This is a genomic window from Streptomyces sp. iso_384, assembly GCF_056172905.1.
The window spans coordinates 7,572,414-7,593,115 of sequence record NZ_JBWBTT010000001.1; the positions used below are offsets into that span (position 1 = coordinate 7,572,414).

At 67.3% G+C, this 20,702-nt stretch carries 18 protein-coding genes; 11 read left to right on the forward strand and 7 right to left on the reverse strand.

The genetic code is table 11. The features are described 5' to 3' along the window. Positions 1-6 precede the first annotated feature (6 nt). From AC0VY3_RS34285 to AC0VY3_RS34295, 3 genes are all read right to left on the reverse strand, one after another. Complete coding sequence (locus tag AC0VY3_RS34285) at positions 7-417, reverse strand: NUDIX hydrolase (protein WP_329038705.1); 411 nt, start codon at positions 415-417, stop codon at positions 7-9. 61 nt (positions 418-478) lie between these two features. After that, positions 479-1,429, reverse strand: coding sequence for an FAD-dependent oxidoreductase (locus AC0VY3_RS34290; protein WP_475551446.1), 951 nt, complete (start codon positions 1,427-1,429; stop codon positions 479-481). Positions 1,430-1,439: 10 nt separating this feature from the next. Continuing rightward, on the reverse strand, positions 1,440-2,885 hold the full coding sequence (locus tag AC0VY3_RS34295) for a carph-isopro domain-containing protein (RefSeq protein WP_475551447.1): 1,446 nt from the start codon (positions 2,883-2,885) through the stop codon (positions 1,440-1,442). Positions 2,886-3,128: 243 nt separating this feature from the next. On the opposite strand from AC0VY3_RS34295, the gene AC0VY3_RS34300 reads away from it, so the two are divergent. From AC0VY3_RS34300 to AC0VY3_RS34340, 9 genes are read left to right on the forward strand one after another with little or no spacing between them, the layout of a single operon-like run. Then, entirely contained in the window at positions 3,129-3,614 is a 486-nt protein-coding gene (locus AC0VY3_RS34300) for an ATP-binding protein (RefSeq protein WP_475551448.1), read from the forward strand. Positions 3,615-3,657: 43 nt separating this feature from the next. Continuing rightward, positions 3,658-4,965 carry a glycosyltransferase family 4 protein gene (locus tag AC0VY3_RS34305; protein WP_475551449.1) on the forward strand — a complete coding sequence of 436 codons (1,308 nt, stop codon included), beginning with the start codon at positions 3,658-3,660 and terminating at the stop codon, positions 4,963-4,965. Beyond that, positions 4,962-5,960, forward strand: coding sequence for a D-2-hydroxyacid dehydrogenase (locus AC0VY3_RS34310; RefSeq protein ID WP_475551450.1), 999 nt, complete (start codon positions 4,962-4,964; stop codon positions 5,958-5,960). The genes AC0VY3_RS34305 and AC0VY3_RS34310 overlap by 4 nt, the downstream gene beginning before the upstream one ends. 3 nt (positions 5,961-5,963) lie before the next feature. Continuing rightward, complete coding sequence (locus AC0VY3_RS34315) at positions 5,964-7,070, forward strand: radical SAM protein (protein ID WP_475551451.1); 1,107 nt, start codon at positions 5,964-5,966, stop codon at positions 7,068-7,070. Next, positions 7,070-8,188, forward strand: coding sequence for a hypothetical protein (locus AC0VY3_RS34320; RefSeq protein ID WP_475551452.1), 1,119 nt, complete (start codon positions 7,070-7,072; stop codon positions 8,186-8,188). Before AC0VY3_RS34315 ends, AC0VY3_RS34320 begins: the two co-directional genes overlap by 1 nt. Positions 8,189-8,204: 16 nt before the next feature. After that, positions 8,205-9,002: a radical SAM protein gene (locus AC0VY3_RS34325; protein ID WP_475551453.1), complete on the forward strand. Its 798-nt coding sequence runs from the start codon at positions 8,205-8,207 to the stop codon at positions 9,000-9,002. Positions 9,003-9,025: 23 nt separating this feature from the next. Continuing rightward, entirely contained in the window at positions 9,026-10,750 is a 1,725-nt protein-coding gene (locus AC0VY3_RS34330) for a carbamoyltransferase C-terminal domain-containing protein (RefSeq protein WP_475551454.1), read from the forward strand. Positions 10,751-10,755: 5 nt separating this feature from the next. Beyond that, positions 10,756-11,370 carry an HD domain-containing protein gene (locus AC0VY3_RS34335; RefSeq protein WP_475551455.1) on the forward strand — a complete coding sequence of 205 codons (615 nt, stop codon included), beginning with the start codon at positions 10,756-10,758 and terminating at the stop codon, positions 11,368-11,370. After that, positions 11,367-12,353 carry a glycosyltransferase gene (locus tag AC0VY3_RS34340; RefSeq protein WP_393773678.1) on the forward strand — a complete coding sequence of 329 codons (987 nt, stop codon included), beginning with the start codon at positions 11,367-11,369 and terminating at the stop codon, positions 12,351-12,353. Before AC0VY3_RS34335 ends, AC0VY3_RS34340 begins: the two co-directional genes overlap by 4 nt. 9 nt (positions 12,354-12,362) lie before the next feature. Here the strand turns inward: AC0VY3_RS34340 and gltX are convergent, their stop codons facing one another. From gltX to AC0VY3_RS34355, 3 genes are all read right to left on the reverse strand, one after another. Further along, positions 12,363-13,736 carry a glutamate--tRNA ligase gene (gene gltX / locus AC0VY3_RS34345; RefSeq protein WP_475551783.1) on the reverse strand — a complete coding sequence of 458 codons (1,374 nt, stop codon included), beginning with the start codon at positions 13,734-13,736 and terminating at the stop codon, positions 12,363-12,365. Positions 13,737-14,057: 321 nt separating this feature from the next. Further along, positions 14,058-15,299 (reverse strand): hypothetical protein, encoded by a 1,242-nt coding sequence (locus tag AC0VY3_RS34350; protein ID WP_475551456.1) that lies wholly within the window; start codon positions 15,297-15,299, stop codon positions 14,058-14,060. Next, entirely contained in the window at positions 15,296-17,488 is a 2,193-nt protein-coding gene (locus AC0VY3_RS34355) for a sensor histidine kinase (protein WP_475551784.1), read from the reverse strand. The genes AC0VY3_RS34350 and AC0VY3_RS34355 overlap by 4 nt, the downstream gene beginning before the upstream one ends. A 520-nt stretch (positions 17,489-18,008) precedes the next feature. On the opposite strand from AC0VY3_RS34355, the gene dcm reads away from it, so the two are divergent. Beyond that, a complete protein-coding gene (dcm, locus tag AC0VY3_RS34360; protein ID WP_050505485.1) occupies positions 18,009-19,973 on the forward strand; it encodes a DNA (cytosine-5-)-methyltransferase in 1,965 nt (654 codons plus the stop codon). 22 nt (positions 19,974-19,995) lie between these two features. Here the strand turns inward: dcm and AC0VY3_RS34365 are convergent, their stop codons facing one another. Beyond that, complete coding sequence (locus tag AC0VY3_RS34365) at positions 19,996-20,442, reverse strand: very short patch repair endonuclease (protein ID WP_475551457.1); 447 nt, start codon at positions 20,440-20,442, stop codon at positions 19,996-19,998. A gap of 57 nt (positions 20,443-20,499) precedes the next feature. Between AC0VY3_RS34365 and AC0VY3_RS34370 the strand changes: the two genes are divergently transcribed. Next, positions 20,500-20,688, forward strand: a complete 189-nt coding sequence (locus AC0VY3_RS34370; RefSeq protein ID WP_475551458.1) for a hypothetical protein — start codon at positions 20,500-20,502, stop codon at positions 20,686-20,688. Positions 20,689-20,702 lie beyond the last annotated feature (14 nt).

Here is a 20,702-nt window from a genome sequence, read left to right on the forward strand (position 1 = left end):
GGGGGATCAGGAAGGCAGGACTGCATCAAGGTGTTCCTGCACGGGCTCGAACAGGCCGTAAGGCACGTACTGCGGGATGTCTCCGTGGGTTACCCAAGCCACCTCAGCTACCTCCTCGGTGGACGTGACGTGGGCGACTCCACCCTCCACTTCACAGGCCGTATAGGAGATCAGTCGGCCCGTCATGGGGTGAATCCGCTCACCAAGCAACTTCACCGCAGCCACGTGCAGTCCTGTCTCCTCACGGGCCTCCCGCACAGCGGCTTCCTCTCGCGACTCACCCGGCTCAACCTTGCCGGCCGGGAACTGCCAGGAGAGCTGGCCCTCCCCGACCCGGCGGCGCACCATGAGGACTCGTCCCTCTTGGACGATTACAGCTGCGGCGACGCTCGGTACCTTCGCCATGCTCTGTGTCATCACGTTCACCCTTCACGGACGCCAGGACTTTCATCACAGACGTATCGAGGAGAGCCCTCGCTCAGCTGAGGGAAAGGAGCTTTCGAGTCGCCTCGGCGCACCCCCACGACAGCGTGACGCCGGCGCCTCCATGCCCGTAGTTGTGCACGACCAGGACTCCGTCCTGCCGCTCCGCCTCCACGCGGACCATGGAACGGGTCGGCCGAGCCCCGATCCGGTGCTCCAGAACGCGGGCATGGCCGAGGCGGGGTTCGACCTCGGCGCACCGGGCGAGGATGCGGGCCGCCGCTGTGTCGTCTGGGGCAAGGTCGCCTTCGTCGTCGATGGCTGTGCCGCCCAGGACGACGGTCTCTCCATGCGGATAGAAGCACAGCAGATCCGGCGAAGTGCCGGTGTCCTCGGAGAAGAACTCGGTCAGCCCCGGGTTGGCGACGACTACGTGCTGGCCACGAATCGGCCGCAGGTCTGAATCCACGGCCAGGTCACCGGCGCCCAAGCCCGCGCAATTGACGATCAGAGGGGCCGGGCCGACGTCCGCGAGCGAGGTCAGACGTCGCTGCTCGACCGTTCCGCCGCCCGCTCGCAGCCGGCGTAGGAGATAGTCGAGATAGGCGGGCATGTCGATCAGCGGCACCGTGAACCGGTAACCGGCCGTGAACCCATCCGGCAGTTCGGTCGACTCGCACGGTCGGAACCCGGGCAGCGTGGTGGCCCAGTCCGGTGGGGCCTCCGCAGTACGGGATGCCTCGATGCCGCTGGTGAGCCGGACGCCTGTGGCCTGGTCCTGGGCCAGCTCCCGGAAGACTTCCAGGGACCGCTGTCCCCACCGGTCGACCTTGTCCTTCGGCTCGACCAGGTACGGGCCCCACATCGCGCCGGCGGCCAGCGAGGTGACACCGGGCACCTGCTCGGCGATCACGTGCACCGATACCCCGGCCTCGGCGAGAACAACGGCGGAGGTCAGCCCTGCCACCCCAGCGCCGACAACGACAACGCGCTCCCCTGCGGTCATGATCTCGACCCTAACGGCCGGGTGGCGTCGACGGAGCATGTCGGGCGAGTGCGCCTTCGAGGACCGGCAGGAAGCTGCGGACGTGCGGGTTGCGCTGGCGGCGGCGGAGGTCCGCCGCAAGCTGGTGGAGCAGTGCCGCGCTCCTCGGCGAACGTACGGCGTCAAGGCGGTCAGCGGCGATCTGGCCGATCTCGCAGGCCGCCTCCAGGTCTCCGTGGGCGCTGTGTCCCAAGGCCAGCCAGGCCCCTTCGAACATGGCTCTGCGCTGGCTGGGGTCGCCACGCGGAACGTCGTACGCCCCGGAACGGAGCATTTCGGTCCCTTGAGCGAGAAAGCGACGGCCCTTGGTACCGCCGTCCTCCTTCTGCCGGGCGCGCCCCATCTGCACGAAGCCATAGCCGGCTTGGCAGTCGAGGTGGTTGTCGGTGAGGAAGTACATCCAGCGGGGCTCCTCCCGGCTGCCGTCCCGACTCGCGATCAGTTCTCGCGCGGAGCTGCGGGTGTGGGCGAAGTCGTTGTCACGGCCGGCGGCCGCATACGCGTAGGCGAGCCGGGAAAGGACGGACGCCCGGGCGGCAGGCGGGGCGGCTTCGCTGGCGCGGCGGGCTGCCTCGCCGAGGGCGATGGCATCCGCCGGATGTCCCCGGCTCGCCGCCTGGAAGGAGAGATCGCCGAGAATGTGCGCGCACAGGGGCAGGTCGTTGACCTGATGTGCGGCTCGCAGCGCAGTGGCGAAGTAGCGCTGGGCCAGACCGTGATCTGCCGCGTCGAAAGCCATCCAGCCGGCGAGCTGCCCGATCTCCGCCAGCGCTCGGATGAGCCTGCTCGCCACAGCGGGCGGATGCCCGCCCTCGTGAATCAGTAGCCCCACAGCGCGGAACTGGGCACCGACGTAGGGGAGATGTCTCGCACCTCCATGCTCGTCGTCGAGCAGCTGGAGCATGGGCAGGTGCTGCTCGATCTGGTCGACGAGCGGATCAGCGCCGGGCGGCGGGGGCATCCGGGACGTGTACTGGCCTCGCCCCGCGGTTCCGTCGAGGTACTGGGCGACGATCGCCAGAAGCCCCGCGCCTGAGATCGCGAGGAATCGGCGTCGGTCGACAAGCCCTCCCATCACCCAGTCCTCCACGATCGCCTCCATGCCCTGCACGGTCCAGGGCCGTGCGAGATCCGTGTCCGCCGGGACGAGCGCCGAGGAGTCGCCCGCGCGGCCCTGCCACAGTTCGGCTACGGAGACAGCTCTACCCAGTTCCTGGGAGAGCACGTAGGCAGCCATCATCGGTAACGGCGAACGCGGCAGCGAGCCGCCGTCCCTCCAGTGGTACGGCGCGGACTCGGCGACGGTCCCCGCTCCGAACACCCTGTTGAGCTTTCGCGCGAGCGCCTTGGGACTCCATCCGAGTTCGTCGAGGCACCGCGACAGCACGGCGTTGGGTCCCCCTGCTTGTTGCCCCACGTTCGCCCACCTCACGTCCCCGGCGGTTCGTCGACCGCCCCGCGCTCCTCATGGTGATTCAGACCGCAGCCGAATCACCTGCGTATCAAGGAAGTTGACCGAGTTGACCCACTGATCGGGTGCTGCCCGACCGGTCTCCTCCGGTGTTCTTGAGTCACGACGGAAGGCGCCGCCTTCGACGCCGGCGGAGAGAGGTGGGCCTTGAGACACCACACGAGCACCTCCCGAGACCGTCCGGGCAGCGTGTTGGAGCGCGGCACCGGGCATCCGGGCTCAGCGCCACCACCCAAGCACTCCGATCGCGGCGGCACGACCACGCTGATCACGGATTTGCCGTACGGACTGAGGGCGGCCGAGGTCGCTCGGGAAGCCGTCGCGGTGGCACTCCACGGCACCGAGGCTGACCTCCTCGACGACGCCCGACTCATCGGGTCGGAATTCGCAACGAACGCCTTCGCCTCGGGAAACCCGCCCCTGGTCCTGTGCGTAGACGTCAGGACCTCGGCCGTCGACGGCCTGGAGGTCGAGATCACCGTCACCGACGGAGGCTGCCCTGACCTGGCACCTGCGTCTCCCCCGGGTCCCCAGGAGGAAGCCGAATCGGGACGCGGCTTGGTCATCGTCGACGCACTGGCCGATGCCTGGTCCTTGAGCACCGGTGTCCACGGAACCCGTGCCTGGTGCCGGCTGAAGCGCATGGCCAGCCCGTCGCCTCGCAGTACGCACTGATGCTCACGCCCGCGAGACCCGTCTTCCAAGGAGGCACCACACGGTGCGCATCGACCATGCGACCCCGCCCTCGCCCGCTGACGCGCCAGCAGCCGGTCGCCAGCCCCGCGTCGTCGTAGCTGTCCACGAGGGCGTCTACGGTGCCGCGTCGGGCACCGGCTTCAGTAACCGCGCCTTCCTGACAGCCCTCGCCCGCATCCTGCCGACGGGCCGCCTCTCCGTGATCACCCCGCACGTCCCCGAAACAGCGGGAACGCATGATCGGCGGTGGACCCGCGAGGTCCAGCAGATGCTGAAGAAGGCCCAAGCCCAGGTGATCACGATCCCTGGGGTCCCAGCGCCGCCGGGCTCGGTCCACGGCGCCATGCAGCTGTGTGACCTGGCCGGCGAGGCTGCCCTACGCATCGCCCATCGCACCAGCCGCTGCCTGCTCGTCGGCCTCGACGCCCCCCTCCTCGGCCTCGCCCCGTACGCGTCCCCAACCATGGACCTGGTCCTCGTCCCGCGCTCCGCGGCGGCCCTCACGCGGCCAGGAGACCGGTCGCGGATCCGCTGGGAACGTGAAGCCCTACGAGCGGCGATCGCCCGAGGAGGGCGAATCGGGGCCATCTCCGCCCACATGCGAGAACACCTCGTCGCGAGCTGCGGTGTCCCTCGGGCGAGCATCGTGAACATCCCGAACGGACTGATCCGGGAGGAGCTGACCAGGCCGACGGTTGTCCGCCCCTTGCCACTCAGGGCCCGAGGAGGATTCCTGCTTGCCATGGGACGCGCGGTGCCCACCAAGGGGTTCGAAGACCTGCTGGAAGCGCTGCACGTCCTGAAGGATCGTGGGGTTCGTATTCCGCACCTGCTCCTGGCGGCCGTCACTTCGGAGGGGCACGAGCGCCTCACCTCTCATCAGAAGGACCTGGCGGCAGGAATCCGCGCCCACGGCTTGGACGCGACGCTCATCACCCACTTCACCCCTTCCCTCCGCTCCTGGTTGCACAGTCCGGCGCTGCGCGCGGTCGTCGTTCCCTCGCGCGAGGAGCCCTTCGGACGGATACCCCTGGAGGCGTTTGCGGCGGGCGCCGGGCCAGTGGTCGCGACCAGCGCCGGCGGCCTGGCCCAGACCGTCATCGAGGGTGTGACCGGCTTCACCTCCGCACCCCAGGACTCCAAGTCCCTGGCATCCGCCCTACATAGGGCCTTGACTGTCCTGCCTCGAGAACGCGAGCGACTCCGGAACGGCGGAACCGCTCTGGTGCGTTCGCACCACGATTACGAGGCCAGCATCGGCTCCGTCATCGGCCGCATCGCCCCGTGGGTTCTGGCTCCGTCGTCCACCGGGGAAAGTGGGATCCGATGAGCAGGCCGGTGGTGCTCGTCAGCCTGGAATCCCCGCACTCCTTCTGGCGGCTGTCCGCCGAACACGAGCGTTCCCTACGCATCGCCTTCCCGGGTGTCGAATTTCTTACGGCCGGTGAGGAGGACGTGCCGTACCGGCTGGCCGAGGCACACGTCTACCTCGGCTGGCGGTTCGAGCCATCGTGGCTGACCAACGCGCCTCACCTGAACTGGATCGCCTCCCCGGCCGCCGGCACCGACCATCTGCCCGTCGCCGAGGCCCACTCCGCCGGAGTGGCCCTGACCCGCTCGTACGGGTTCCACGGCCGCCCCATGGCCGAGCATGCCATGGGGCTAATCCTCGGCTTCTCCCGCGGCTTGTTCATGAGCCAGCGCGTCCAGCGAAACCGGACGTGGTGGAAGGACGACCTCGCCGCAGAGTTCTTCGACCTTGCCGGGGCGACGATGACCATCGTCGGCTGCGGCAGCATCGGAGGCCATCTCGCTCGCGCCGCCCGCGCTTTCGGCATGAACGTGATCGGCGTGCGCCGGACACCGCCTGCGGCACCCAGGGCTGGGATCACCTGGATGCCCACCTCGGCGGTCCACCAAGCCGTCGCCGTCGCAGACGTGGTGGTCAACCTGCTGCCCGCCACCCGTGTCACGGACCGTCTCTTCGACCACCGCCTCTTCACGGCCTGCAAACCCGGAGCGCTGTTCCTCAACCTCGGTCGTGCGACAACCGTCGACCAGCAGGCCCTCCTGGCCGCCCTCAACGCCGGCCACCTACGCGGCGCCGCCCTGGACGTCTCGGACCCGAAGCCGCTGCCGGCTCGCCATCCACTCCGGCTCCACCCACGGGTCGTGCTCACACCGAAGAGCTCGACGCTCTGCCGCACCTACATGAACGAGGCGGTCGACTTCTTCGCCGCCAACCTGCGCCGATACCTCGCCGGCCAGCCGCTCAACGGCCTGGCCGAAGTGCCCGACGCCCACTCTCCCCTCGACGGAGGCTGACCGATGCCCACCACCCGCCACGACCTGGCCGCCGCTTTCGCGGCGACCGGCCGCAACCACCCCTACCTGGCCTTCACCCTGAACTCGCTGTGCAACCTGGACTGCGTGTTCTGCAAGCCCCGTTGCATGCCGGACTACGGGCACAAGGACCGTCCGCTGACGACCACCGACTACGCGGCCATCGCCGCCGAAGCCGGCACCTGGAAGATCCGGAAGGCGCACTGCTCCGGAGGCGAGCCGACCCTGAGGGCGGACATCCTCGACGTGATCGCGGGACTCGCAGACGGCCTCGGGTCCGGTGCCGCGATCGGCATGACGAGCCACGGCAACCTGCGCCGCGGGCTGAGCGTCGAGAAACTCCGTGACGCCGGCCTGACGTACCTCAACCTCAGCCTGCATAGCCTCGACCCGGAACGGTCCGCCACGATCATGGGAGGCGGCGACCCACGCACCACCCTGAGCACCCTCGACGACGCCCTCGCCCTCGGCCTGCAGGTGAAGATCAACTGCGTTCTCCAGCGCACCTACCTGGACGACACCTTCGCCGTGGCCGAGCTCGCCCGCGAGCTGCCTGTCGCCGTCCGCCTGATCGAACTCCAGAACATCGGGCCCGCGCAGGCGCTGTTCGACACCGAGTTCATCAGCGAGGCGGACGTCCGCGACCGTCTCCACGAGTGGTTCGCGGGCGCGGGGGAGGTCTCTCGTGACCAGCTCGGGGTCCGTAGCCCCGGGCAGTACCTCCGCCCCGACGGCTGGGCGGGCTCGATCGGCTTCATCTCCAACTCCAGCTGCGCCACATGCTCCGACGCCAACCGGATCAAGATCACGCCCACCGGTGTGGCCCGCCCCTGCATCCTCCACAATCGTGACATCCCCCTGAAGCCCCACCTCGCCGACGACACCCTCGATGACGCCTTCGCCCACCTCTTCCAGGCCATGCTCGACCGCAACACGAACGACGCCTGGCAGGGCTTCCACTACGTCGACTACGACCTGCGCTGGGACCGGATGGAGCGCCCCGAGGGCGCCCCGGTCTTGCCCCTGCTCCCCGTACTGACCACGGGCGCGGCTCAGTCCTCCTGCACCCGAGCCTCCACCGGGGAGCGGTGATGGTCGTGGCCGAAGCGCCGCCCCTCTACCTGGGACTCGGAGCGCTGTACGAACGCGAGCTGGACGCCCATGGTGTCGGGGCCGTGATGCTCACCCACAAGTGGCAGTCGGCCGATCTGCTGAGTCCCCACTCGGACATCGACGTGCGTGTCCTCCTGCCGGAGTCGCCAGAGGACTGGGAGGAGTGGAACCACCACCTGGCCTCCGCGCACAGGTCCGCGGTCCGCCGGGAGGTCTCCCACGGACGGCTTCTGGAGCATCCGCCCGGATTCGCGTTCACCGTGGCCGAGGCGGACGGACGACTCATCTCCGCACCCGAGCTCGCGACCTGGTCGCTGATCAGCGGGAGCGCCCGGGACTTCCAACGCTGGAGGTCCCGGGCCCAGATGGCGCCCTGGTGCGAGGTCGATGAACGCTTCTACCGAGGAATCCTCCAGGCGCGGCTCGGCGGACGATACCAGCTGGCAGCGGACAGTACGGACAACGTGGTCGAGGACATCACGGCGTACCGGCGCCACTGCGTGGCCTGGCACTACCTCGCCCCCTGCTGGTTCGCCGCCGCCGCGCTCGCGACACGGACCCGCTGTCCTGGCAAGACGGCCGCGCTCACCCAGTGGCGCCCGGACGGGCTGGACGCCTACGCCGAGCTGTTCCTCCGGCACTCAGAGAGCGGGCCCGACGGGCGACCCCGCAGCCCGCGCCACCTGCTCCGCGCGGCACATGTCTCCCTGGAGGCTGCCATGCGCCGCATTCCTGATGCGAGCCGTCCTCCCGACACGGGCAAGGAGTCCACAGGGACCGACTGGGTCATGACCGCCGGGATGCTCCGCGTACGCGTCGCCCGCTGGCTGTACTACCTCGATCCGCCGTCCGGCGTCGCGACTGAGTACTTGATCCGGCGGGAGGCGAAAGAGCTTCGTTCCGCCGCCCAGACCCTGTACACGCTCGCGGAGGACGGGACCAGTCCCGCCCAACGTCTGGCCGCCCGGATGGCCGGACTGATCCCCACCGGCCCCACGACCGCCGACACCCTGCGCGCCACCCTCGCCCACTGGCATCGGCAGAAGCCCATCGTGCGGGACTTCCTCAGCCTCACGCCCGATGACGTCAACCCCTGACACAAGGAGCCTCGCCATGCCCGCGCGCGCGTCTCAGCCCCGCGTCCTGAAAACGGCGAAGATCAAGATCACGACGAAATGCAACCGGTCCTGCGACTTCTGTATCTTCGCCGACGGCGCCCAGGGCGAGAACATGTCCCTGGAGCTGTTCTCCACCATCCTGGCCCGGCTGGAGACCATCCCGTTCCAGCAGCTGCACATCAACGGCGGCGAGCCCACCGTGCACCGCGACTTCCCCGCACTCAGCGACGCCGCCCGCACACGCCTGCCGGACAAGGTCATGGTCCTGGGCACGAACGCCATCACCCTTGCTCGCAACCAGCGGATCATGGAAGCCACCCTCCGCTCGTACGACCAGATCCTCATCGGCTGCGACGACGAGCACGAGAACTACGCCGAAGTACACGCCGTCGTGCCCCGACTCCGTGAAGCCGGCAAAACCGTCGTCATCAACAGCGTTCTGGAAGGCATCAGTTCTTCCCGATTGGTGGAGCTCGCGAGCCTGTGCGACGCGTACGGCGCGATCCACGTCACCAACCACGTGCACCACGTCGACGTCGGCCAGCCGGCGAACGACCTGCGCGGCATCTGCGACCGCTACCTCGACCAGCACCTGATGATCGAGATGGACGGGTCCTGCTACCGCTGCTTCAACGCCATGGCGAAGGACGACAGCGAGTTCAGCATCTGGGACCAGGACTTCGTGGCCAAGGTGTTCGCCCCCCGAGGCCACCACTTCCGGTTCTGCCTGCGCTGCCACGAGTACGCCGACTCCGGCGCCGCTCTCCTACCCGCCCGCATTCCGACCGCCTGACCCCAAACCGGAGGTACACGACCATGCCCGCAGTCCTCGGGCTGAACTTCCACCACGACACCGCCGCCGCCTTGATCGTCGACGGCCGCCTCTACGCGGCCGAAGAGGAACGCTGGAGCGGTGTCAAGCACAATCACCCCACCCGCAAGGGCACGCTCGCCGCACCGGCCCGAGCACTCCAGTGGTGCCTGGAGGCCGCCGGCATCGAACCGCAGGACATCGACGCCGTCTGGGCCGCCTCCATGCGCCCCAATCCTGCCGCCGGCTGGTGGCTCACCGAGGAGCGGGACGAACTCGCCGCGCTTCTGCCCGCCCCGCTCGATGAACGCCTCCGCCTTATGTCCCACCACACCGCCCATGTCCTCTCCGGGTACCTGCTCTCCGGACACGACCACGCGGCGGGCCTCGTCATCGACGCCGGCGGCTCCGCCCTCGGCGCCGACTTCGGCCCGGGACGGGAACGCATCACCGGCTACGACCTGCGGCCGGATCGCATCGACCGCCTCCACCAGAGCATGCCGACCGTGGTTCCCGGCCCTGTCGGCCCGCGGCGCGTCCACTCCTCCCTCGGGCACTTCTACCGGAACCTCGCCCGGAGGGCGATCCCACCCGGCGACGAGCCCGAGGGCAGCATGATGGCGCTCGCCGCATTCGGCGACCCCCAGCGCTACGGGCCGCAAATCCGCGAACTCGTACGGCTCGGCGACGACGGCGAAGTGCAAATCGACCACCCCTGGGGCTCGGCGGACAGCACCACACCACTGCTGCTCCGCGGCCACGGCTGGACCGCCGCCAACGTCTTGGAGCAGCCCGAACACGAACGGGCCGACCTGGCCGCCGCGGTCCAGGATGTCTTCTCCGAATCGGTCGTCCACATTGCACGCCATCTGCAACGGCTTACAGGGGCCTCGTCGCTGGTGTTCTCGGGCGGATGCGCCCTGAACTCCCACCTCAACGGCCGACTGGCCGCCGACAGCGGCTTCGACAGCCTCTTCGTAGCGCCGGCGCCACACGACGCGGGCACCGCCGTGGGCGCCGCCTTGTACGCCTGGCACTACCAGCTCGGGCAGGAGCGCCTTCCGGTACCGACCGATGCGGCCTGGGGCCCGGCCCCTGGCCCGCTGAAGGCGGGTGCGGTGCCATCCGGCTACCGCGCTCTGACCGGCCTCGGGGCGGGCCTGGCGCCCGCAGCAGCCACGCTGCTCGCTGAGCACCGCATTGTCGGCTGGGTACAGGGGCCGCTCGAATTCGGGCCCCGGGCCCTCGGCCACCGCTCGATCCTCGCCCACCCTGGTCACGCCGCCACCCGGGACCGACTCAACGCCATTAAGCAACGAGCTACGTACCGCCCGTTCGCGCCGGCCGTCCTCGCCGAGCATGCCACGGAATGGTTCATGTCGGAGGGTGACTCCTTCATGAACCGTGTCGCCCATGTCCGCCGATGCCGAGCCGACCGCATAGCGGCAGTCACCCACCACGACGGAACCGCCCGCGTCCAGTCCGTGGCCGCCGACCACCAGGGCCTGCACGAGCTCCTGCATCAGTTCCACGAGCACACCGGACTGCCGCTGCTCCTGAACACCTCCTTCAACCGCAAAGGCACCCCGATCCTGCGGACCTCCCAGCAGGCCGCACAGGCGGCGGCAGACCTCGGCCTCGACGCCCTCGCTGTCGGAGGCAACCTCCTGATCGCCGACCACATCCCCGATCCCCGTTCGCAGTCCCAGCCGTCCTTACGAGAGGGATGACGGAAATGGCCACCAACGATCTGTCACACACACTGACCACGCTCGGCACCACCGCATGGCCTGCCAGGGAGCGTGCCCGCGCCCACGTAGCCGCTGGGGTGGCCTTCACGATCTACGCCGGCCATACGCGGGATCAGGGCACCCCGTACCTCCAGCACCCACTCGCCGTCGTCGCGATCCTGCGGCACGAGCTCGGCGTTACGCAGCCCGAGACTCTCCTCCTCGGCCTTCTGCACGACGCCCTGGAGGTCGATCCGAGATCAGAGGCCCTCGTAACCCACCAGCTGGGTACACCCTTCGTCGAGCGCCTGCGTGCGATGACGCCCGACCACCGGCTCGAACAGCGTCCCAAAGCTTCCGGTGACGAGTCCCGGTGGCGTATGAAGACGGCGGCCCTCCCCGCAGAGGAACTCCTGGTACGGCTCGCCGACCGCATCCACAACCTGCGCGACCTGGCCGCCTCGCCGAACCAAGAGCGCCGACGGAAGTTCGTACGGAACCTCAGCGACTTCCACCTTCCCCTCGCCGACGCCGCACGCCACCTCAGCCCCTACCTGGAAGCCGCGCACACACTGCTCAACGCCGAGTACGTCCACCACCAGCAGGAGGCACGTCCGTGAGACGGATCGCGTACTCGATGGAGCCGGTCGGCCGGACCGGCGGCCGGGTATACCTTCGGATGCTTCACGAGGCAACCGCCGACGACGTGGAATGGCGCACGGTCCCGGACCACAAGCGCACCTACCGCATCCGCCGCTGGCGGAAGCTCCGCCACCTCGCGCAGCTGGCCCCAACCGTCCGAGCGCTGCATTCCGCCCCAGGTACCTTCGTGTGGGACGACATCAGCCTGCTGATCTTCACGCCGGAGATGCGGGCCCGCACCGTGTTCCTCCTGCACCACTACGAACCGTTGCAGCACGACTCCGCCCCCGTCGAGGCCATGCTCTGGGAGCGGCTGTTCCGGGTGCTGCCGCAGTGTGCGGCCGTGGTCTGCGTATCCCCGTACTGGGCAGACTTCCTCCGAGCCCGCGGCGTCCGCAACATACGGGTGATCTACAACGCCTTCGACATGGCCGAGGTCGAGCGGGCACGCGGCTTCGACCGGGCCGAATGCCGCGCCGAGTTCGGCCTGGCCCCGGACACGATCGGCGTGTACGCGGGCAAGGCCGTCCACTGGAAGGGCACCGAGGAGGTCGCAGCGGCCCTGACTGGCGTACCCGGGCTACGGGTGATCACCAGCGGTAGCAACACCATCGGCCTCGACGGCGCGCACTACGACGTAGAGCGCGAGCGGTACCTACGGCTGCTGCGGGCGTGCGACGTCGGCGTCTTCCTGCCTCGCATGCAGGAGGGCTGGAGCCGCTGCGCGGCCGAAGCCCTGCTACTCGGTCTGCCCTGCCTGATCCGCCCGATCGCGGGCCTCGGCGACCTCGCCGCCCTGACCGGCCAGCCCACGCCGGATCTCGACCGTCTGCCGACGCAGGTCCGGGAACACGCTGCGGCACGCCGGACCGAAGCCAAGGCGGCGTACGAGACCCTGGCTCGGTTCGACCTGAACTACTTCGGAAACGCCTGGGGCGACCTTCTCGCACAGGTCGCCTGACCAGAGCGACTACGCCTGGGCGGCCAGCTTCTCGGCCGCGGCGTCCAGACGGGCCAGCACGCGGTCCCGGCCGAGCAGCTCCATGGACTCGAACAGCGGGAGTCCGATCGTTCGGCCGGTGACCGCGACCCGGATGGGCGCCTGGGCCTTGCCCAGCTTCAGCCCGTGCTTCTCTCCCACGGCGAGCGTGATGGCCTTCAGACCGTCCGCCTCCCAGCCCGCGACGGTGGCGAACTCGGCACGAGCGTCGGCCAGGATGTTTTCGGCGCCGGCCTTCATGGCCTTGTTCCACGACGCCTCGTCCTCGACGGGCGCGTCGAGGAACAGGAAGTCCACGTAGCTGGTGATCTCCGACAGCAACGCCAGCCGCGTCTGGGCCAGCGGCGCTACCGTCTCGAAGAGAGCCTGGTCGAACGCCTCCGGCTGCCACGGCGCGTACGGGGCCACGAGCCACGGCGCACAGGCTGCGGCGAACTGCGCGGGTGCCAGAGCACGGATGTAGTCGCCGTTGAAAGCCGTCAGCTTCTTCACGTCGAAGAACGCCGGGGCGGTGTTGACGTCCTCGATCCGGAAGAGCTGCTCCAGCTCCTCGTACGGCATGAGCTCCCTGTCGCCGCCCGGGCCCCAGCCCAGGAGCATCAGGTAGTTCACCATCGCCTCGGGAAGGAAGCCCTCGGCGAGGTAGTCCTCCAGCGCGACCTTGTCCCGACGCTTGGAGAGCTTCTGCCGCTTCTCGTTCACGATCACGGGCAGGTGCGCCCACACCGGCGGCTCGGCGCCGAGCGCCTCCCACAGCATCTGCTGCTTCGGCGTGTTCGACAGGTGCTCCTCGCCGCGGATGACCTGCGTGATGCCCTCGTCCAGGTCGTCGACCACGTTCGCGATCAGGAAGACGGGGGACCCGTCACCACGGGCGATCACGAAGTCCTCGATCGCGCTGTTCGGGAACGCCGGCTCCCCGCGGATCAGGTCGACCACGACGGTCTCGCCCTCGTCCGGTGTCTGGAACCGCAGCGCCCGGCCTTCCTCGAAGGCCAGCCCGCGGTCCCGGCAGAACCCGTCGTACCCGAGGTGCTCCGACCCCGTGCGCTCCTTCAGCTGCTCCCGGGTGCAGTCGCAGTAGTACGCCTTGCCCGCCGAGTACAGCTGCTGGGCGGCCTCGCTGTGCCGGGCCGCGTTGTGCGACTGGAAGTACGGCCCCTCGAAGGCACTGTCCTCACCATGGATGCCGATCGCCGCGAGCGCGCTGACGATGCCTTCGATCCACTCCGGCTTGTTCCGGGCTGCGTCGGTGTCCTCGATCCGCAGGACGAACGTACCGCCGGACTGTCGTGCCACGGCCCAGTTGTAGAGAGCGGACCGCGCGCCACCGACATGGAACATGCCGGTCGGAGACGGGGCGAAACGAACGCGAACCGGGGCAGTAGACATGTGGTCCAGGGTACCGACGCCGGGCGCCCGCCCCCGACCACTCCGACTATCCCCGCGCCCTCGTTTTCCGGCGGCCCTCGTCATCTACTCGTACGTCTGCTTCCACAGCTCCCGCTGCGGCCGACCCCTGCCCCAGACCGTCCAGAGCGCCGAGCGATAAAGATGGGTATGTTCGCCGCACCACCGCTTCGGCTGCGCAATGCACCCCACTTTCCTGCGGGTCGCGTCGTCGGCGACGGGTACAGACCACAGCCGACACCAACAGTGCAGAACTCAGGGGCTGATCACCGCACCGTTCTGCGGGGCGGAGGACAGCTGCTCCGGGAAGCTCCCGGATTTCGGCTTCGTGAGCCCTAGCCGCATCTGCACCTCATCGAAGCTGAGGTCCGGCGTGCCGATACGGCCGACGGATCGGCTATATGCAATCAGCATTGCTTCGGAGAAGGGGCTATCGAGGGTGGCAACCCGCTTCCAACCCCGACCCCGTGCCTCATCGAGCGCGACGGATCTTACGTTCTCGAAGTCGATCACTAGATCCGGAACATCCAGATAGCGAGGGAGAGCACGGTACCGATTGTCATCGACTCTGAACGCGCGCTGCGCTAGGCCCTTGTCCCTATTACTCTTGGCGCTCGACTGCCACGAAATGATGGGCGGGGACTCGGAGCTGTTCCCCTCATCCGTGAACACCCGGTCTGCTTTGGCCAAGTGCACGTACTGGACCTTCGCCACACGAGGCTTCGAAACCCTTGATTCAGGACGGTCCTCGTAGAGGTCGCAAGCCGGCGTAAGGACCAGCCACCAGCCGCCTTCTGGGTCGATAAGGAGGTCTGTCGCCGTGAGGTGATGGGTCACAGGGGGCATCAGATAGACCCGTGCCGCCTCGGACCGCCGTGCTGTTGCGACGAGGTCACCCTCCACGACGCGATTCAGCTCATGGAGACCGTTCTCCTTGAGCCAGGCTGCGAGGCGATTGACGATGACAGGAGCGATCTCGTTCGGGTCGGCAGCTGCCATCTCGGTCCAGTGCGGAGCAACCACGTCGCGCATAAAGTCGCGGACCTGGCGCTCCACGAGACCGGAGATGCGACGTGTCAACGCCGGCACTCCTGAGAGCAACCCCTCCCTGACCGCAGGGGCGATATCGTCCAAAGCATTCTTCGTCACCACTCGAATGAGGGGAGGCTCCTCCAAGCCGCGTACCTGCTGGGGGACGCCCGTGAAGAAGACCACTGGCACCCACCTGACGCTGGCGATCTTCTTGTACAGCTCACGTCCGCGCCCCTCGGCGTCTGCGGACGGGCTACCTTCAGTAACATCCCGGACATCGAGGATGACCAAGTCGAAGTCTTCTTGGTTCAGCCGCTCCTCGGCGGTGGCAAAGTCCTGCTCGACTTCGAACTGGATGACTCCCAGATCCGCGAGCTCTTCCGTGAGGAGCCCACGAAGGTCCTCGGTCATCTTGGCGTCGTCGTCAACGATGAGCACGCGATACGCGGCGTCCGCCGTCGTCACCCAACTCTCCTTCGCAGTCGTGCCCGGAAACTCGCGCCGGAGAGGGCGCCGGGGCTTACCAGCGACAGGTCACCATCGTAGAAGTCCTTCACGACGCTGCCTGCGATACTGAGGCCGAGGCCGATGCCGTCCGGCTTGTCACTGAAATAGGTGTCGAAGATCAGATCTTTGATCTCCACACGCACTCCGGGCCCACTGTCGCTGACCGTGATATCCACCACGTCGGCTTCGCCCTCTTGTTTGCGCTCAGTTTCGATCAAAATCTCACGGTCTGCCTCGCTGGGCATCGTTGACAACCAGTAGACCGCGTTATTGACGAGATTTAGCACGAGTGTCCTGATGTCACCCGGCTCGGCCGTGACCGTTACGTCCTCTCCGCCGATTGTGACGGTCACACCGTACTTGGCGATCTCAGATTCCAGTACGGAGACAGCTGCAGAGATGCTCTGGTGAAGCGAGAGTTCTCGTGGCCGCCCACGCTGCCGACCACTGAGAGGTTCGATGCGAGTGAAGAGCCGGTCGATAGCCCTCTCCTGCGCCGTGAAATCCGTGTGCAGTTCCCCGAGCGCGTCGGACAGGTCGGTGTCATGGACCTCGACCTTTCCCGTGATCTTCCTAAGTCGACGAAGGTCGAATGCGATGCGGGCCAGGGCGGTCCTACCCTCGTGGAGGACAACGTCGACAAGGGTTCCTAGTGTCGCGAGCCGGGAGAACTGGGAGATGATCTCCTGGACTTTTCGCACACCTTCGTTGATCGTCTCCGTGGCTTCCTCGATGGCTCGCCCCAAGACGACATCATCTGGATACCGCTCGCTGGCGACTTGCCGAAGAGGATCCAGGTTGAAACTCCGGAAGACTCCGCGACCTCGCCCTTCGGGAGGACTGACCAGGGGTTCGCCGGCCACTTCCACGGTGGACTCCGGACGGCGCAACTTGTAGCGCAGGATCTCGAGTTTCGAGATCGCCTGCACTATCACCATCTTCAGTTCCTCGTACTCCGGACTATCAATCAGCCCTTCCCGGTGCGACCGGTCCTGGAGGCCCGGGTTCTCATCCGCCGAGATATAGACGAATCCGGCAACCTGGTTATTGGACAGCCGCATGGTCGGGTTATTGACGCGTCGCTGGTCGAATCCAAGCCAGTCGTAGCCCGGTTCGCCAAAAGGCTGGACTCGGAACCCGTCCCGGTACAGCGCTACGCCGCTGTTGTCCCGGATCAGTTTCCGCACCTCGGTGAGGTTCTTCGACCCGGTATCAATATGGAAGAGCGGGTCCAGCGCCGACTTCTCTAGGTCCCATACGCGAAAGTCCAGCTTCAGTGGTCCGCAGGACGGTCTGTCCGAATCCTTCCGGATGTTCTCCTCGACGACCACCGCGGGTTCGCTCCCGCTGGAGTAGATGGCCAAGTGGGCATTACCGTCGGCATCCACTGTGCCAACGAGCCGATAGAGCGGGTGGGCCAGCGTTTCGCTCGCGGCGACAAAGCCATGGTGGTGACGAAGTGGACCATCAGGGGTGTCTATGTAGATGGCAAACTCAGGCTGGTCCGGCACCGACAACTCAGCGGGAGGCGGCGGAGGCAGGAGCCGTGACAGGGAGCGCTTGAGGGCCTCAACGGCGTCAGGCCCCCAAGGCATCCGCAGCTTCTCAAGTCGGACTACGGTTCCGTGGCCAACCGACGCGTCGATCGATGCGGTCTGGAACCCCGTGACCACGTCAGCGAAGTTCCGCGCCGCCTCGCCACCCACCGCGAAGACGGACGGCGAGGCTGTGGACCAAGTGACCGGAACCTCGTCCAGGTAGGCGTCACCCTGCGTGAAATTTCCCCAGTTGATACGGAGGGTGACTTCTGGGTCGCTGACCCGTCGCGTCGTGATGGTGGTGACGTTGGCCAAGCGGGCGGCTGCGAACCGACCGATGCCCTTGGCCCCGAGCACACGCCGCACACCCGACTCGCTGCGGCGGTTCCGGTGCCTATGCGGAGTAGCGATCTCCATCCAGGTGCCACGCACTGTGTCCGGGGACATGCCGTGCCCGTCGTCCCATACTTCGATCGAGCCCTGCCCCTCCACGAGCGGCGGGTTGAAGCGGATCAGCACGAGGCTGGCATCGGCGTCGTAGGAGTTCTTCACAAGTTCGGTGAGTGCCACCCGCTCGTTGCTGATCAGCTCCTCACCCAAGGTGCTCATCAGCCGCGCGCGCGGCCGGAGATACGCTTCCGTACCCTCCGAATCCAACTGGGCCTCACTTTCGGTCCGTCACGGTCCAGCCTCAGCGCAGCCAGAGAGGTAGATTGTATCGACGTTGCGGATGACCGCTCATGTGCGGCCGTGCGACCGAGGGCCCGTTGCTCGGAAGTGGCCGAATACCGCCCCTGAGTGGTGCCGACCAGGAAGAAGGTCACTCGGATGTTCCTTCTGGTGAGCCGCCCCGTTGAGGCGTAGGGGGTGGAACGGGGCGTTTGTCCGCAAGGCCCGTGATCGAGCTGTCGGTGGCATCCCGTACGATCGATCATTTCGAGGGGTGTCCCAGGAACATCACCTCGAAGACACAGAGTGCGGACCTCACCGATCATGAAGCCCACTGGTGAATCAAGCCAGGTGGATGCCGGGTGTTCGGGTGGCTCGACCTCGTCGAAGCTGTTGCTTCCGCGAGCGTGTCCGTGATCTCCTGGTGCTCGTTCGTCTCGTGCCTGTTGGAGGTTGTGCTGTGGAGAAGGGGAAGTACGGCGTACCCCTGGAGCGGAGCGACTACCTTCCGCTCGAACGGCACGCGGAGAGCTGCTCTCCGGAGGACTTCCGGAAATGGCTGAAGACCCACGGTAAGGGCCAGCGGCTCGCCGTCGACCTATTCTCCGGAGCCGGTGGTCTGAGCTACGGCGTGAAGCAGGCGGGTTGGACGGTCGCGGCTGCCGTCGACTTCGACGAGCGCGCTCTGGAGACCCATGCGGCGAACTTTCCCGGCATGAGTCTCCACATGGACCTCGGTAACCCTGACGAGCGTGACCACTTGGTTGAGCTCCTGAAGACTGCTGACATCGACCTGATCGCGGGCGGGCCTCCCTGCCAGCCCTTCAGCCGCGCCGGACGCAGCAAGATCCGGGATCTTGTGACGAACCACAAGCGGGACCCGGAGGATCTTCGCAAGGAACTGTGGCGCGCCTACGTGGACGTTGTCACGCGTGTCAGGCCCCGGGCCATCCTCATGGAGAACGTGCCAGACATGGGGCTTGGAGACGACTTCTTCGTGGTGCGCACAATCGAGCAGCACCTGGAGGATCTTGGGTACGCCACGCAGGTCCGCCTTGTCGACGCCTGGCACTACGGTGTTCCCCAGCACCGGAAGCGCCTGATCCTGCTCGCGAGGAACGACGTCGAGCGCTTCGACTGGCAGCCGAAGCAGGACGGCTTCACCAACCTCCGTGAGGCGATCGGTGACCTTCCCGGCCTCGATCCGCAGCCCAGGAAACGCGTCGGCGAACGAGAGATGGCCTACCGCATGCCAGAGGCTCCCTCAGCCTTCGTGGAGATGATGCGTAAGGGCGCCCCGGAGGGGCTTGTCTGGGACCACATGACGCGCCGGGTCCGAGACGACGACTGGAAGATCTTCTCCGAGCACATGGACTCCAAGACCCTGTACTCGGATATTCCGGAGGAGTTCCGTCGCTACAGTGCCGAGAACTTCACGGACAAGTACAAGAAGCTGGCCTGGGGCGAGCGCAGCCGTTCCATCACTGCGCATATCGCCAAGGACGGCTACTGGTACATCCATCCGGACGAACCCCGAACACTCACTGTGCGTGAGGCGGCCAGGGTGCAGACCTTCCCAGACTGGTTCCGGTTCGCCGGCACCCGTAGCGACGCCTTTCGGCAGATCGGGAACGCGGTACCACCACTGTTGGGCAAGGCGGCAGCCGAAGCACTGGCACCCGTGGAAGGCGTACAGGCCCAGCTCGGAGGACTACAGCCGCATTGGCGGCAGGTCAGAGAGGAGCTAGTGGCCTGGGCCCGGGAGAGGCGGAACGGCGACGACTGGTGCCACCTCCCCGGCGAGCAGATGTCACAGCTCTCGGCGGCCGTGATTGCGCTTCTCTCCGGCGCCAAACCGTCGGCAGCCCAACTGGACGAGATCCTGAAGGACGTGAGATGGCGCAAGACCCTCACGTCCAAGGCGTTCCATAATCTCTTGGAAGCAGCCCCCTCCGAGAAGGTCAGGACACGACTGGAACGGCTTGCTCCCCTCGTCGATGACACAGCTGCCTGGCAGGAGAGCAGGCGTCTTGAGATTCCCAAGCGCCTCGCTCTCAAGCCGGCGGAAGCATCTCTCTATCGCCTGCTGGTGGGCGAGGACCTCCTCTGGGTGGGCCAAGGGGCGCTGCGGGTTGCCGCGCGTCTGAACGACAGCGACGCGGACCGTACGAACAGACTCAGTGACGGCCGGGTCAACCTGGTGAGGCTCGTGGGCGCCGGCGGCGAGGATGCGCCGCTCCGCATGGCTGCGTTGCGTCTCATCAGCAGCACCGTCTGCAGCGCGCGTGAACCGATGTGCGCCGAATGCCCGCTGAGTAAACACTGCAAGCGGAAGTCCGATGCCTCAGACGTCTCAGTGACCACGAACGGCAACAGGGCATCAGAGGTCAAGGAACGCGGAGATAGGAAGCGCCCTTCGGCGTAGGGGGCACGCTGGAAGAGGGCGTTCAGGAGGACTGCCCGATGCAAGCTGTGTACACCCTGCGCGCGGCCTGCTCGACATCGGTGCGGATCTCGCACTCCCAGACGCGGACGACGGTCCACTCCTCTGACTCGGCCGCCATTGTGTTGCGGCGGTCCCGCCCTCTGTTGATCTCGATCTTCTCCCTCCACAGCGAGGCGTTCGGGCCTCGGAAGTCCTTGGGCCCGTGTACAGGGCAGCCGTGCCAGAAGCACCCGTCGACGAAGACGGCGACGCGGTACCTGGGCAGGACGAAGTCCGCTCTGCAGCGGGCCGCCACCCGGCGCTGAAGTCGGAACCTCAGCCCGAGCCGATGCACAGCGCAGCGCAGAGCGACCTCCGGAGCGGTGTCACGTACGCGCCGCCCGCGCAGGTGACCGCTCTTCTCGGTACTGACCCAACCGGTGCCCGCCGTGTCGTCTCCCGTTGCCATGTTCGATGTCCCGCCGTCGGCCAATCTGGGCGAAGGGAGGGGTGCCACACTCTTCCCATGCTTAGGGAACCATCTGAACTCCGGATCGACAGCCAGGGCCGGGTCGAACTCCCCATGAGCCTGCTCGCGGAGGCGGGCATCGCGCCGGAGGCCGCGCTCATCGCGTTCAGTGACGGAGACGGACGGATCGTGCTCTGCCGCGCCGAGGACGCGATGAGGGACCTGATCGAGCGGGGGCAGCTCTGACCGTCGGTGGGGTG

Bases quoted from the DNA above. Each gene is read 5' to 3' on its own strand.
- AC0VY3_RS34285 (WP_329038705.1), bottom strand. From the start codon at position 417: ATGACACAGAGCATGGCGAAGGTACCGAGCGTCGCCGCAGCTGTAATC.
- AC0VY3_RS34290 (WP_475551446.1), bottom strand. From the start codon at position 1,429: ATGACCGCAGGGGAGCGCGTTGTCGTTGTCGGCGCTGGGGTGGCAGGG.
- AC0VY3_RS34310 (WP_475551450.1), top strand. From the start codon at position 4,962: ATGAGCAGGCCGGTGGTGCTCGTCAGCCTGGAATCCCCGCACTCCTTC.
- AC0VY3_RS34315 (WP_475551451.1), top strand. From the start codon at position 5,964: ATGCCCACCACCCGCCACGACCTGGCCGCCGCTTTCGCGGCGACCGGC.
- AC0VY3_RS34320 (WP_475551452.1), top strand. From the start codon at position 7,070: ATGGTCGTGGCCGAAGCGCCGCCCCTCTACCTGGGACTCGGAGCGCTG.
- AC0VY3_RS34325 (WP_475551453.1), top strand. From the start codon at position 8,205: ATGCCCGCGCGCGCGTCTCAGCCCCGCGTCCTGAAAACGGCGAAGATC.
- AC0VY3_RS34330 (WP_475551454.1), top strand. From the start codon at position 9,026: ATGCCCGCAGTCCTCGGGCTGAACTTCCACCACGACACCGCCGCCGCC.
- AC0VY3_RS34335 (WP_475551455.1), top strand. From the start codon at position 10,756: ATGGCCACCAACGATCTGTCACACACACTGACCACGCTCGGCACCACC.
- gltX (WP_475551783.1), bottom strand. From the start codon at position 13,736: ATGTTCCATGTCGGTGGCGCGCGGTCCGCTCTCTACAACTGGGCCGTG.
- AC0VY3_RS34355 (WP_475551784.1), bottom strand. From the start codon at position 17,488: ATGAGCACCTTGGGTGAGGAGCTGATCAGCAACGAGCGGGTGGCACTC.
- AC0VY3_RS34365 (WP_475551457.1), bottom strand. From the start codon at position 20,442: ATGGCAACGGGAGACGACACGGCGGGCACCGGTTGGGTCAGTACCGAG.
- AC0VY3_RS34370 (WP_475551458.1), top strand. From the start codon at position 20,500: ATGCTTAGGGAACCATCTGAACTCCGGATCGACAGCCAGGGCCGGGTC.